This is a genomic window from Streptomyces sp. CA189 (genome assembly GCF_056428985.1).
Genome location: NZ_JBWJVM010000095.1, coordinates 16,071 through 29,062 on the forward strand (window position 1 = coordinate 16,071; position 12,992 = coordinate 29,062).

Sequence of the window (12,992 nt, forward strand, 5' to 3'; positions counted from 1 at the left end):
CGAACGCGGTCTCGTAAGGGCCGCAGGACTTCGACGACCCCGCCATGACCGCCGCCGCACAGGGCCATCTGTCGGCCCCGCGGCCGACAGGTGCCTACAGCCCGGCCGCCGGGTCGTCTGTGGCCACGGTCCGCAGCGGCCGATGGCCCTTGTCGTCGAGCTGGGCGAGTTCACGTTCGTAGTCGACGGTGGTCGGGTAGCCGGAGCCCATTGCTGGGCCCCAGCCCCCTCAGAACCGTGCGTGCGCCTCGCGGCGCACACGGCTCAAGCAAGCCCCAGAGGGCTTCGCAGGTCAGCAGGTTGATGTAGCCCGTCTGTCGCCGTCAGCGTGGTGCTGACGGTGGCAGTCGGAGTGCACAAGGCGAAGGTTGGTTCGTTCGTCCGTACCGCCGTCTCGCTGGTAACCGAGGTGATGCTTGTGGAGCGTCTTCTTCGAGGCTGCAAACCAGTTGATCCACTCGCGTGGGCTGTCCGGTTCGTACTCGGCTCCGACGACCAGTGCCTGTTTGCAGAGAGGGCAGAGCCCCTGCTGCCGGACCGCCAGGACATGACTCATCTTGTCCATCGGCGGCGGCACCTTCTTCCGGCGGCGGTTTCGCCAGTACTCGGCCAGGGCGGGGTCGTCCGGAGACGCCCGGCCCTTGACGAGTTGGTGGCGGACGATACCCGTCCAGGCGAACTTGGGCAGGAAGATCCCGCTGTCGCGGTTCCCGAAAACCCATCGATCGCGCCGGGACGGGTGGAACTGGCCGAAGTGCCGGTCCACCACCCAGTACCCCGGTTTCCTCCGGTGGCGACGTCTGGCCCACTTGGGAAGCGGCCGGCTACCTGCGCCATGTGGCGGGCCTCGGCGGCGTTCAGCAGAGCCTTGGGCGGTGCGCAGCCCGACGTTCACGCGGGTACCACCAGTGGCGCCCCGCTCGACCGTCACCACCCGCCTGCCTTGGTTGGTGGCCGCGATGGCGGCAGCGAACGCCGCCGAGCCGGAGCCGATGACCGCCAGATCGAAGCCGGATTTCGCCGTGTTCACGATGCTGCCTCCTCGTGCGGAGCCCAGGATTCCGGGCTAGCTGCTATACGCCTTGCCGAATAACTCGATACCAGCATATTATTCGGATAGGCAAATAGTTCCAGTTGTGGAGGCCGCCCGCGTGTCCCAGAGCCTTACCGCGCCGACGTCCGTCGAGGACGAGGTCCCCTGCACCCATCTGGACACGGTGGCGCGGTTCTTCCGCGCCCTCGCGGACCCGACTCGGCTGAAGCTGCTGGGGTTCATCCTGCGGGGCGAGCGCACCTCCGCCGAGTGCGTCGAGCATGCCGGGATCTCCCAGCCCAGAGTGTCGGTCCACCTCTCGTGCCTCGTGGACTGCGGCTATGTCACCGCCGAGCGCGACGGTCGAAGGCTGCGCTACTCAGTCGGCGACCCGCGCGTGGCCGACCTGGTCGTCCTGGCCCGCTCCCTGGCCGCCGACAACGCCACCGCCCTGACCTGCTGCACCCGCATCCCCGACAGCCAGGACTGAGGGGCCTTGAGTGAATCGTGGCTGATATCTCTCGGGAGGGTGAGCTGTTGGCACGGTCGTGGCTGGGGCCCGTCGGGGGTACCGCTGGCCGTGGGGCCGGCGGTACCCCTTCTTCGTACGAGGGTTACTGGGTGATGCCGCGGTAGTCGGCGAGGAACTGGACGATCGCGGTGGTGTGGGGCAGGAGCTCGGGCATGTAGAGGCTGATGGCGTGTTCGGTCTGGGTCTTGAGTTCGTCGCGGGTGATGGTGGTCTCGGCAATGTAGGGGTCGAGCTTGCGGACGAGCTGGTAGTTGCTGCGGACGTCTACTTCGGCCATGGCCTTCTCGAGGTCCGTGGCGCCCGCGGAAAGGACGGCGGGGAGTTTGCGGCTGACGAAGGTGACGCGGTGCAGGATCCGCCAGCACGGTGGCTTGTGGTCGCTCTGGCGGGCCTGGCGCAGGGCTGCCGCGTTGGCGGTTGAGCCTGAGAGCCAGCTGGGGTTGACGACCTTGCCGTAGAAGTCCTCGAAGTTGGCGGAGTCGGAGTCGAGGTAGAAGGTCATGAACCTGTAGGCGTCGACCCGGCCGGCGACTTCGACGGGGCTGCCGTTGTTGTACTTGGCGCGGTATTCGTTGGTTTCGGGGTTGTGTTCGTAGAGCTGCATGTCGCCGGGGGTGTCGACCTTGAGGTCGAGGCTGAAGGAGCGGGTGGCCTGGCGGCTGCGGCTGCGGGTGCGGGTCATGCTGCCGCCGAGGGAGGCGTCGAGCTGGAGGCTGAAGCCGATGCCGAAGATCTCGTTGCTGAGGCTGAGGCCGGCGGAGGCCTGGCCGCTGAGGCGGTAGGAGCCGGTGGTGGTCTCGGTGACGACGTCGGTGGTCTCCGAGGTCTCCGCGAAGACACCGCCTTCGGCGGACCACACATAGGTGTTGACGATGTCGCGGCGCGCGAAGTCGTTCGGCGTCCAGCCGATCTGCGACGTCCTCGCCGAGACGGACGCGCCGATCGCGCCGAGCACCTACTACGCCGCCCACACCCGACCGCCGTCGGCCCGCAGCCGGCGCGACGAGTACCTCACCGAGGAGATACGCCGCATCCACACCGACAACTACGGCGTCTACGGGGCCCGGAAAATCCATGCCGCCCTGGTCCGCGAGGACGTCACGGTGGCCCGCTGCACGGTCGAACGCCTCATGCGCCAAGCCGGGCTTCGTGGCGTGATCCGGGCCAAGAGCCCGCGCACCACCCGCCCCGCCCCGGAGACCGACCGGCCCGCCGACCTGGTCGAGCGGCAGTTCACCGCCACGGCCCCCAACCAGCTCTGGGTCGCCGACATCACCTATATCAAGACGTTCTCCGGCTGGGTCTACGCCGCCTTCGTCATCGACGTCTTCTCCCGCATGGTCGTCGGCTGGCAGGTCGCCACTTCCCTCTACACCGAACTCGCCCTGGACGCCTTGGAGATGGCTATCTGGAGACGCCGTCACGCGGGCGGTGATCTGGCCGGCCTGGTCCATCACTCCGATCGCGGCGTGCAATATCGAGCCATCCGCTACACCGAGCGCCTCGAGGAGGCCGACGCGGTCGCCTCGGTCGGATCTCGGGGAGATTCGTACGACAACGCCCTCGCCGAGGCGTTCAACAGCCTGTTCAAGGCCGAGCTGATCCGCAACCGCGGCCCCTGGACGTCCATCAACGACGTCGAGATCGCCGTCGCCGAGTACGTCGACTGGTTCAACCAGCGAAGGCTCCACGGAGAACTCGGTCACGTCCCACCCGCCGAGTTCGAGGCTCTACACGCAACGGCCGACGCCTCACTGACTCCCTGAAACCCAGCTATCCCACCGTCCACAAAACCCGGGGCTTGACAGCTCTGTGTGGGCGGTCGGCTGGAATACTGTCCTGATGAGTAGAGATGCAGAGGTCATCGTGCTGGCGCGTGGGGCGGAGGCCGTGATGGAGCCGCTTACCCACCCGGATGCCGAGAGGGGGTGGCACGAGTGCTTCCGGCGCGTGGAAGACAGCATGTTCGGGGGGTGGGGCGGTTCGTCCGAGGAGTGCTACACCTGGGTCATCCAGTTCGGTAAAGGCGAAAGATGGACCATGCTGCTGCCGTATCTGGAGTCGTTGCCGTGGCCGGACCCGTGGTCGGTCCAGGTCCTGGTACATGACCAGGATGATGACTGTTTCGGCTTGTGGATGATCCACGATGGCCAGCTGGTGGAAGTGTCACTGCCGCGTACCCGGCGGGTGCCCTTCTCGACTTTCAAGTTCGGTGTGCTCGAACGTACTGACTGTACCGACCGTTGAGGACCCATGGCTGGCGAGTCGGCCCCGGGTAGCGGCTACCAGGCGTCTCTCGTACACGCTGCGGACCGGGCTGGATACGATCGCACACCCGGGGCAAGCGACCCCGACCGGCTGCGGTCTCGCGACCAGGCGAACCAGCCCACAATCGACTGACACGCGCTCCATCAGTAATGTGCTGAACTGCGGAAACAAGATCCCAACGAGGTCATGGCGCCGCACCACGGCAAGGCCGTGTGAAGCCGTTCATCATCCCGCCGCGCCGCTGCTGAAGGTCCTCTTCCCGCTGGAGCTCTCGGGCCGCTGCGCCAGGTCTGCGATCGGGTGGTTCCACTGGTCGTGCGGCAGGCCGGCCAGTTCCGCATGGGGTCAACTTCAGTGCGGCGAGCTGCGTGCTGCTCGTACAAGGCGTCGCGGTCGGGCACCCACGGGACCTCGGCGGCGTTCACGGCGGCGATGCCCGCCCACGCCCTGACATCGATCACGGTGTCGTGGGCAGCGGTCTGGGCGGTGGGGCCCGGGCGGCGATCCAGGCGCCCGCACTGCCATCAGCATCGAGCCGACGGGTACGAGAACGTTGAGCCTGTGGGCTCGGAGATCGAGCTGGTCAGCGTCGACCAGATCAACGAGGCGTACGCGAGTGAAAGCCAGCGGCGTCCGCTACCGGTTCGTCATCGACGCCTCGACGATCTGAAGGTGACGGTGGTCAGAATCTGAGCAGCAGCTGAAACTGGTCGACCCGTTTCTCCAGGTCGCGGTAGCGCTTCTCGAGTTCTGCGCGGAGGGTGCCCTTGCGCCGCGCGGCCAGCCGCAGCGCCGCGTCCGGCCCCTGCACCTGGGGCTGGACTACCTTGTCTGGAATCTCATCGTAAGTCGGATCCGCGCCCGTACGTCGTACGTGGGCGAGCACCTGTGACTCCCACATGGCGGGGCCGGCGGACGGGAAACGCAGGTAGTGGCGGAGTATCCGGTCCCAGTCGAGGCCGCCAGCCGTGCTCGGGTTCGTGTTGACCTCCGTCACCAGGTGGCGGGCGACGGCCATCGACGCGAACCGGGCGAGCCGGCGGGTCTCCTCGTGGACGGGCAGGCTCTTCCCGGTGTCCTTGGACATCAGGGTGTGGGTACCGATGTGCTCACCGCTGGCGCCGTTGTCCGACCGGGGGTCCAGGGCATTTCCCGGGCCGAAGTCACGGGCGGTGTCGAAGCGCCGGCTGAGTCGGCGGCTGCGTTCCAGTTCCTGCTGGCCCTGGGCGAGGAGATTGATCAGGAACCCGCTGACCCCCGGGGTGAGACCGCCGAAGTTCTCCATCTCCCGGTCGGTGGCGATGGCGCGCAGCCAGGCGTCGCGGGCCGCGTCGTTGAGGAAGCCGCGGCTGTGCAGATGTGCGATCCCCTTCTCGTACAGGCCGTCGCCGAGCTGTTTGACGTGCAGGGCAAGTCGCTTCTTCAGGTAGTCCTCGTCCCGGCCCATCCGGGACCGCTCCTCCTTGTTGAACAGCACGCGCAGCAGGACGAGTTCGGAGTCGTGCAGCCGGGTCGGGCGCTTGGAGCCGTACGTGGTCTGCATGTCCTCGGGGAGGCGGACGAAGAGGTGCTCCATCCGGGCGAGCGCTCCCTCCATGCTCTCCAGGGCCAGCGAGAGGGTGTGGAAGAGGTCCTTCTTGTCGAATCCCGCCGTGAAGAGGATGCCGGTGGCCGCCTCGGACTTCGCCGGGTCCAGGGTGTTGACCGGCCGGTAGAGCGGGTAGCGCAGGCGCCGCAGATGGGCCCGCACCTGGTGGGCGCGGCTGGGCCGGTCCTCCCCGGAGCCCGGTTCGGGAGCGCCGGTCGGCTCGGGCGGCATCCAGTGCGAGGCGACGTTCGCTGCGAACCAGCGCCCGTACTCCTCGTCGGTCTCGCCCTTGGGGCGGCCGGAGCGGAGCTCGTTCCACAGGTGCAGTTCGAGGTGGTTGGAGTGGAAGTAGTAGTCCTCCACCCCGTGCAGGGCCTTGCCGAGCCGGGCCAGGACGTCGTGCCGCCGCGGGTCCCCCTTCGCGGCCCGGGACGCCTCCTTCCACTCGACCTCCAGCTTGCTCAGCGATTCGGAGAGGTAGTCGGTGTACTCCTCCAGGTAGGCGGAGAGGCCGTGCGGTCCCTTGCGGTACAGCCGGTGGTTGACCCGGCTCTCGCCGTAGAGGACGTACGGCGGGAAGTCGGTGTGCTCGTGCGGGTAGTACTGGGTGAAGAAGGCCCGGAAGATGCGGGTCACCTCGGCCGCCGGCAGCCGTTCGATGTCGCCGAGGGCGGGGGCGAGGACGGGGTGCCAGACCGCCGCCTCCTTCACGTCGTCGGCGAAGACGAGATGGGTGACCCCTTCGAAGACGTCCTGGAAGTACGCCGCGAGCTTGCCGTGGCGCTTTTCGGCGGGCTCGTGCACGCCGAACATCCGGTCGATCCATTCGTCGAGATCGACGGCCCAGTTGAGGATGGCCTCGGACACCAGGGTGCCGATGACGGGCACCAGTGCGAACAGCCCGAAGGACCCCAATCCCTGCCCCCACACGGTCCGTTTGGCGAGCATGTTGGCGAACGGGTCGCGGAACTGGCTGATGTCGGTGAGGTAGTTGCCGAACTCCAGGCAGATCCAGTCCTCGTCCGGCCGCAGTGGGCCGACCGTCCGGTGGACGTGGCGGAAGATCTCGGCGTGCCGGTGCAGGTCACCCATGCCCGTCCCCCTACGGCGTGGTGTAATCGGGCAGGGTGGCGTCCGCCTGGAGGTACACGAGGGTGGTCGGGACCACGACCTTCCACGGGTCGCCTTCGGGCGTCGCACCCTCCAGGTCGTCGGTCCGGGCCTTGAGCTCCTCGACGATGGACACGAACATCGGGTCGTCGAGGTGCGGGGGAGTACCGCCGTTCCACATGGCGCCGGTTTCCACGTAGTGCAGGAGCGCGTCGTTGTATGCGTTGCGTACGGGCACCACCACGCGGACCGCGCCGGCCTGCAGGAACTGGTTGAAGTACGGGTCCGGGTCGTTGAAGGCGAGGCGCTTGTTCCAGGTGCTGGGGCGGGACCAGAAGTACGGGTAGAAGAGGTACGTCATCTGCTCCCACTCGAAGGCCTGCTCGAAGAACTGGATGAACCTGGCCTCGCCGGCCGCCTCGTTGAGGTCGACGACCGGCGGCGTGCCGCTGACGCTGTCGAAGGAGGAGTAGTCCTCACCGGTGAAGAGGGTGATCGACTGCTTCTTGAGCTCGTTGCGGATGATCTGGAGGTTGATCCCGGGGTTGCGTCCTTCAATCACGATGCCGCGGGCGACCTCGGCAGCCTTCACCTTGTCCTCGTAGGCCGCCCGGGCCGCCTCGTACGCGGCGACGATCTTCTCGAAGGTCTGGATCTGCCAGATCTCGTACGCGCGGCCGGTGCGCTCGCAGAACACCTCGACGTTGACGGCGTACGCGCGGACGTCATGGGTGACGATGCTGATCGGGACGACCGCGTCCTCGCCGTTGAGGTCGTACGTGCCGTTCGGGTCGTTCTCCTCCAGCCCCACATGGATCGTGAACAGCTTGTTGTTGCCCACCCAGCCCGAGTAGTTGTAGCCCCAGCTGCGCGCCACATAGCCGTCGGGGACGATCAGGTCCTTCGAGGCCTTGGAGCTGGTCTGGTTGTCCTGCATGCCGCTCTGCTCGAAGGCGGCGGTCATGACCTTCCACTGCGGAGGCGGCGGAGCGATGCCCTGCACGTTGTAGGCGCGGACGTAGTTGCCGAAGTTCCAGAACTGTACGTCCGAGTGGGAGAGCAGGCCGAGGTCCTCCGGCTTGCGGATGTCGAGCTTGTTCGCCGGATCGTTCTCCTGGGAGAAGTAGTAGTACGCGGCGGGCTCGGGCACGACGAACTCGAACATCATCCGGCGGCCGTAGTTGTAGACCTGGGCCTCGTAGTGCTTGTCCACCCACCGGTAGACGCCGGTGACGTGCCCGCCACCGGCCGGGCTGTTGTCGATTCCGTGGATGTTGGACTCTTCGATCTCCTTCAGCGTCTTCGTCACCCGCTCCTCGCGGGCCCGCTTCTGGATCTTCGTGAGCGAACGGTCGACCACGTCCCGCGCGAAGTTCAGGCTGTTCTTGACGGTCTCGGTGGTGGACTGGCTGTACGCGAAGTTCCCGTACGCGCCGAGCTCGACCGGGCCGTAGGAGGCCGAGACAGTGATGCCGGCATCGACGCTCATGTCCTCCTTGATGGTCTTCTCCGACTCCTTCTTCAGTTCGAAGCGGTCGGTGGTCTGGTTGTCCCGCTCGGTCTCCTCGACCGTCTCGGTCTCGACGGTGAAGGTCTGCTCGGTGCGGTCCAGGCGGCGGTGCGTGCGCTCCTTCTTCTCGCCGTCGAGGACGTTCTCGATGTGGGCCACCTCGCCCGCGACGTAGCGCAGCAGCTTCTGCTTGACCACCTTGAGATCGCCGATCCCCAGCGGCCGGATGACCGGGCGCACCACCCAGGGGAACGGCAGCGTCGGGGGCTCGTACTCGACCTCCGGTGCAGCCTCGGGCTGGTACTTCAGGCCGAGGGACTGCATCCCGGGCATCGCGGCGGCGGCCGGCGGCATGGTCTCGAACAGCATCAGGTCATTGGAGCTGACGATCCGGTCGGTGACGGCGCCGAGCCGGTTCTGTAGCGCCTCGATCACCAGCGGCTTGTCGGAGAGTGACTGTCCGAGCGGCAGCGACGCGACGACGCGTTTCGCGGTCTCGGGGAGGTTCGCGACGGTCTCGGTGGGCAGGGTGCGGCGTACCGTCTCCGTCTCCCGGCTGCCGCCGCCGAGCGGCCGCGGCAGCGTCCCGCCGAGGGTGTTCTCGTGGCTGTCCTGCTGGATGGTGACGTCGAACCGCGTCTCCCGCAGGGTCTTGGCGGCGGCGCTGAGCTCCAGGAACTCAGTCCACTGCGCTGTGTACCGCTCCGCCTTCGCGGCGTCGGCGGCCTCTTGCGCCTCGGAACGGGGCGTGGGCACGACGGGCTGGGGCTCGGCCTCGACGCCGAGGCCGGGCAGTACCAGGGTGGTCTCGGCGACCCGACGCAGTGTGGCCAGGTCCTCGAAGGCCACCTCGGCGGCGACCAGTTCGACGAGCCGCAGCGCCCGCAACGCGTCGACCAGCTCGTCGACACTGCGCGGATCCTGCCGCCCCAGCAGGTAGAAGCTCTGCAGCCGGTCCCACACCTCGTCCCGGACCTGGACGACCTGCTCGTCGGCGAGGAACTCCGCGGGGTCCCGCCCGAGCGCCTCCCGCACTTGGGCCGCCACCTGCCCGGGATCGCGCGCGTCGATGGCATCCTGTAACGCCCGCCCCACCGCGCGCAGCCGGTCGGAGACATCCCCGGGCGGCAGCTCCGGCTCCAGCCCGCGCGCCTGCACGTACTCCTGGAGCCGCTGGGCGAACTCCCCGTGCGAGGGACCCCCGAGCACCGCCCGCGCCCGACGCTCGCCTTCCCCGCCGCCTCCTCCGCCAGTCATCTCCTCGACGACCTGCCCGACGGCGGTGTCGCCGGGCAGGCGGCCGTCCCGGACGACGTACGCGACGGGATCGGTCGCATCGGGAAGTACGGGCGGACGAAGGGCGACAAATCGAAAGACATCGTGCTTCAGTTCGGCTGCCACGGGCTGGCTCCTTTGCCTGGACTTCCTGCGTCCTTCGCAGGCTAGGGCTCAGCCCCTCGCAGCCGGCCTGATCAGCGCTTCTCTCCTCCAATGGAGTGGACCTCCGGCGTGTCGGGTTTCCCTGCCCGAAGCGCCTCGCCCGAACTGTCGCTAGTGTCTCGTGATTCCGTCAGTGTTACTTGATCTCGTGTGGCAGGGTCTCTTGGTGTGGAGCTCTCCGTGGAACAGGCCGCCGAGTTGCGGGAGTTGGTGAACAGCCGGGATGTCCCTGCGGACATAGCAACGCGGGGCCGGATCGTGCTGTGGTCGAGTGAGGGGCGCCGGCGTAAGGACATTGCCGAGCTGCTCGGGGTGTCGCTGCCGACCGTGGACCGCTGGAAGACCCGCTATGCCGAGCACGGACTGGCCGGGCTGGAAGGGGAACGTCCCGGTGGCGCACGGGAACAGGTACCGGCGCGGGTGCGGTCCCGGGTGATCGCGCTGACACGTATGACGCCGCCGGACGGCACGGGGCTTTCGCACTGGTCCACACGGGAGTTGGCGAAGTATCTGAAGCGGACCGAGAACATCACCGTGTCCTGGCACTACATCGCGCGCGTCTGGCGGGAGGAGAGACTGAAGCCGCACCGGTCCGGCACCTTCAAGATTTCGAAGGACCCTGCGTTCGCGGAGAAGGTGGCGGATGTGATCGGCCTGTATCTGGCCCCGCCGGGCGGCGCGGTGGTCCTCTCGATCGACGAGAAGACACAGATCCAGGCGCTGGACCGGACCCAGCCGGGTACTGCCGGTCGCCTTCGCGGCGAGCGAGAAACGCACCGCCGACTACGTCCGGCACGGCACCACGAACCTGTTCGCCGCCCTGAACGTGACCACCGGCGAAGTGCTCGGCGAGTGCAGGCCGACCCGGAACGGCAAGGATTTCCTGGCCTTCCTGAAGAAGGCAGTGAAACCGCATGCCGGGAAGGACATCCATGTCGTCCTGGACAACCTCTCGACGCACACCACCCCGGAGGTCAAGGAATGGCTGGTCAAGAACCCGCAAGTCCACTTCCATTTCACTCCCGTCGGCTCCTCGTGGCTGAACCAGATCGAGATCTGGTTCGGAATCCTGACCCGGCAGTCCATCCGCCGGGGCACGTTCTCCAGCGTCAACGTCCTGATCAAGCAGATCCGCGACTACACCAACTCCTGGAACACGACGGCCAAACCGTTCACTTGGACCGCGACCGCCGGCGAGGTCCTCGCGAAGGTCCGGCTCGTCGCAACCAACATGAAGAAACTCGTCAATAACAACTCGAACTGACATGAACAGGATCACGAGACACTAGCGGTGGTTTGTTGACGGCGGGTCAGGGTTGCGGTGGGCCGATAGCAGAGGAACGTCGCCTCGCCGCCTGGGGGCTGTGACGACCCGTCGTCTGCCGTGTCCGCCCGCTCCGGGCTACGCCCAGCGCATTCCGACCTTGGACAGCTGCTCCATCCGCTCCGGTGCCAGGGTGGCGGCCCGGCGGCGCTGGTTGTCGACCCACGTCCCGAGCTTCAGCGGCACGTCCTGCTGCGCCTGGTCCTCGCTGTCCCCGCCCACGGTGATCGCCTCGACGTGCCTGCGCGGCACCGTCAGATGACCCTCGCGCGCGAAGAACTGGGCCGCGGCGGCGAAGTGCATCGCCCACTTCTCGCCCTGGCTGGCGGGTTCGATGCCGAGGACTTGCTCGCACATCCACTGCTGCACCCCGGTGAGCTGGTCCCACCCGAGCCGGACCGAGGTGACCCACCGGCCGAGGTCCTCGCCCTGGCGCACGACCCTCGCCCGCCGTGGTCGGCAGCGCCTGGCCGGCGTCGAGGTGGAGCCGGACGAGGTGGAAGCAGCGCTGCCAGGTTACCGGCCACGCCGGGCACCATGAGGGGTCGATGTCTTCCAGCTGTTCGCGGCGCGACCGTGTCATTGCCCCGGCCGACGACTCCACCGGCAGCCCTGCGGCACGCCGCTGCTCGATCTCCATCCCCTTCCGCGCGGCGACCCGGGCGTTCTTCAGCCAGATTCCCACCGCCGCGCCCTGGAAGGCGGCGTCCACCGGCGCCAGGAGGTGTCCGTGCTCGGCAGCCCACCCGCGCACGGCGGCCAGCCCTTCCTCCCACGCGACGTCGAAGTGCGACCAGACCATGCCGAGCTTCTCCAGCTGGACGACTCGTTATTCGTCCATGTCGCCGCGGTTGTAGAAGCGGCGGGCGTCGGCGGTCCACTGCCCGAGCGGGAAGTTCGCGAGCGAGGCTGGCCACCCCGCCTTCTCCGCAGCCTCCGCGGCTGGGACGCGGAAGGTGAATGGGACGCGCAGGTCGCCGTGTGCGCGGGCGTAGATGACGGCGGCCTCCACTCCGCGCCGCCAGTGCTCGTGTTCGGGGTTGAGGACGCGCAGGTTGATGAATGCGGCGAGCGCGGCCCGGTCGCGGGGCGTAGAAACTTCAGCAGGGCCTTGGCGGGGGCGCTGACGCTCCCTGAGTCGCCGCCGGTCCCGTTGCCGGCCTTGCCGCTGTCGTCCTTGCTGACGGGCTTGTAGCGGCTCGGGACCTGCTGTTCGGCGAGGGTCTCCACGATCCGCGCGTCGTGGGCTCGGAGCGCTTCGAGGAGCTGAAGTGCCCGCGCTGCTGGGGGCTGGCCTTGGCCGGTGTCCCGGGCAAGGCGGTGGCGCGGGTTCCCGGGCGGCTTCCGCTGTGGCCGGGGCCGCTGTTCGGGTACCGGCTCCTCCCGGATCGGGGGGAGAATTGTGGAGCCGGTACCCGGAGCGGGCCCCCGTAGCCAGGGCGGAGTCAAGGGGCCCGTGTGTCCATGGCTACAGGACGTAAGCCGTCTGTCTGGGGATTGGGGCCGGAGTGTCCATGGGCGGCTGAGATCGGGCAGTTGTCGATCCGTCCTGGACGGTGTCCCTGTGACGAAGCCGCAACACGGCCCGGTGGAGCCGGTGCATCCGACGGCCCGTGTACCCACCCACAGATGCTGTGCAGCCGGTCTGCAAGGGGATCCAAAGGCGCCGATAGGATGCGGGGTTGAGAGCGAGTGGAAGGGGTCCCCCAGCCGAGATGAATTCAGCAGCACCTGCAACTACGGCACAGGCCGGCGCCGGCGCCAAAGGTTCTGGCCGCAGGCGACCGGTACGCTCACGTGTCCGGCACGGCAGTCCCTCCTGCGCCGACTACGGGTGCGCCCGGCCCGAGTGCAGGGCCGCGGCCCGCCGCGACCGTGCCCGGCGTACCAGGGACCTCCAGGCGGGGCGTCCCGCCAGGATTCCTGCGTCCGAGGCCGCGTTGCGCGCCATCGTGCTGCGCGATGCCGGGTTGTCGGCCGGTGACATCGCGGAGATCTCGGGGGTTTCCGTCACGCTCGTCCGCCGTCTCCTGCGCCCGTCTCCGGACAAACAGCCGCTCAGAGGGCGTTTGATCTAGGCGGATTGCCCTTTATCTCCTAGTAGGTTCCTCGCCAGGTTGGTGTGGTCTCGTCCGTTATGCGCTTGCTGAGGTTGTCGATGGAGGCGATGTGGATCATGGCTTCGGA

At 67.7% G+C, this 12,992-nt stretch carries 12 protein-coding genes and 3 pseudogenes; 6 read left to right on the forward strand and 9 right to left on the reverse strand.

Going from position 1 to position 12,992, the window contains the following annotated elements; genetic code table 11:
* Nucleotides 1-292: 292 nt before the first annotated feature.
* The gene (locus AC061S_RS39220) at nt 293-1,030 is read right to left on the reverse strand and encodes an HNH endonuclease (protein WP_478690653.1); all 738 of its coding nucleotides are present in this window, start codon (nt 1,028-1,030) and stop codon (nt 293-295) included.
* A gap of 121 nt (nt 1,031-1,151) precedes the next feature.
* Between AC061S_RS39220 and AC061S_RS39225 the strand changes: the two genes are divergently transcribed.
* The gene (locus AC061S_RS39225; protein ID WP_478690654.1) at nt 1,152-1,523 is read left to right on the forward strand and encodes an ArsR/SmtB family transcription factor; all 372 of its coding nucleotides are present in this window, start codon (nt 1,152-1,154) and stop codon (nt 1,521-1,523) included.
* Between the two features lie 124 nt (nt 1,524-1,647).
* Here AC061S_RS39225 and AC061S_RS39230 read toward each other — a convergent pair whose 3' ends face one another.
* Nucleotides 1,648-2,424: a hypothetical protein gene (locus AC061S_RS39230; RefSeq protein ID WP_478690655.1), complete on the reverse strand. Its 777-nt coding sequence runs from the start codon at nt 2,422-2,424 to the stop codon at nt 1,648-1,650.
* Nucleotides 2,425-2,437: 13 nt separating this feature from the next.
* On the opposite strand from AC061S_RS39230, the gene AC061S_RS39235 reads away from it, so the two are divergent.
* The 3 genes from AC061S_RS39235 (at nt 2,438) to AC061S_RS39245 (ending at nt 4,526) form a co-directional block, all read left to right on the forward strand.
* Nucleotides 2,438-3,331 carry an IS3 family transposase gene (locus AC061S_RS39235; RefSeq protein ID WP_478690656.1) on the forward strand — a complete coding sequence of 298 codons (894 nt, stop codon included), beginning with the start codon at nt 2,438-2,440 and terminating at the stop codon, nt 3,329-3,331.
* Between the two features lie 76 nt (nt 3,332-3,407).
* Nucleotides 3,408-3,812, forward strand: coding sequence for a hypothetical protein (locus AC061S_RS39240; protein WP_478690657.1), 405 nt, complete (start codon nt 3,408-3,410; stop codon nt 3,810-3,812).
* A gap of 582 nt (nt 3,813-4,394) precedes the next feature.
* Nucleotides 4,395-4,526 (forward strand): hypothetical protein, encoded by a 132-nt coding sequence (locus tag AC061S_RS39245; protein ID WP_478690658.1) that lies wholly within the window; start codon nt 4,395-4,397, stop codon nt 4,524-4,526.
* Here AC061S_RS39245 and AC061S_RS39250 read toward each other — a convergent pair.
* Nucleotides 4,516-6,513 carry a hypothetical protein gene (locus tag AC061S_RS39250; protein WP_478690659.1) on the reverse strand — a complete coding sequence of 666 codons (1,998 nt, stop codon included), beginning with the start codon at nt 6,511-6,513 and terminating at the stop codon, nt 4,516-4,518. The two genes, AC061S_RS39245 and AC061S_RS39250, sit on opposite strands and share 11 nt — an antisense overlap.
* 10 nt (nt 6,514-6,523) lie before the next feature.
* The gene (locus tag AC061S_RS39255; protein ID WP_478690660.1) at nt 6,524-9,442 is read right to left on the reverse strand and encodes a hypothetical protein; all 2,919 of its coding nucleotides are present in this window, start codon (nt 9,440-9,442) and stop codon (nt 6,524-6,526) included.
* Between the two features lie 249 nt (nt 9,443-9,691).
* On the opposite strand from AC061S_RS39255, the pseudogene AC061S_RS39260 reads away from it, so the two are divergent.
* Nucleotides 9,692-10,216, forward strand: a pseudogene (locus tag AC061S_RS39260) (IS630 family transposase); the annotation flags it as partial.
* A 7-nt stretch (nt 10,217-10,223) separates the two neighbouring features.
* The gene (locus tag AC061S_RS39265) at nt 10,224-10,745 is read left to right on the forward strand and encodes an IS630 family transposase (protein ID WP_478690664.1); all 522 of its coding nucleotides are present in this window, start codon (nt 10,224-10,226) and stop codon (nt 10,743-10,745) included.
* A gap of 138 nt (nt 10,746-10,883) precedes the next feature.
* Here the strand turns inward: AC061S_RS39265 and AC061S_RS39270 are convergent, their stop codons facing one another.
* The 5 genes and pseudogenes from AC061S_RS39270 to AC061S_RS39290 all read right to left on the reverse strand — a co-directional run.
* On the reverse strand, nt 10,884-11,243 hold the full coding sequence (locus tag AC061S_RS39270; RefSeq protein ID WP_478690661.1) for a helicase associated domain-containing protein: 360 nt from the start codon (nt 11,241-11,243) through the stop codon (nt 10,884-10,886).
* Between the two features lie 145 nt (nt 11,244-11,388).
* Nucleotides 11,389-11,607: pseudogene (locus AC061S_RS39275) on the reverse strand (helicase associated domain-containing protein); the annotation flags it as partial.
* Between the two features lie 27 nt (nt 11,608-11,634).
* Nucleotides 11,635-11,817, reverse strand: coding sequence for a helicase associated domain-containing protein (locus AC061S_RS39280; protein ID WP_478690662.1), 183 nt, complete (start codon nt 11,815-11,817; stop codon nt 11,635-11,637).
* Between the two features lie 816 nt (nt 11,818-12,633).
* Complete coding sequence (locus AC061S_RS39285; protein ID WP_478690663.1) at nt 12,634-12,819, reverse strand: hypothetical protein; 186 nt, start codon at nt 12,817-12,819, stop codon at nt 12,634-12,636.
* Between the two features lie 83 nt (nt 12,820-12,902).
* Nucleotides 12,903-12,992 (reverse strand): annotated as a pseudogene (locus AC061S_RS39290) (IS5/IS1182 family transposase); the annotation flags it as partial.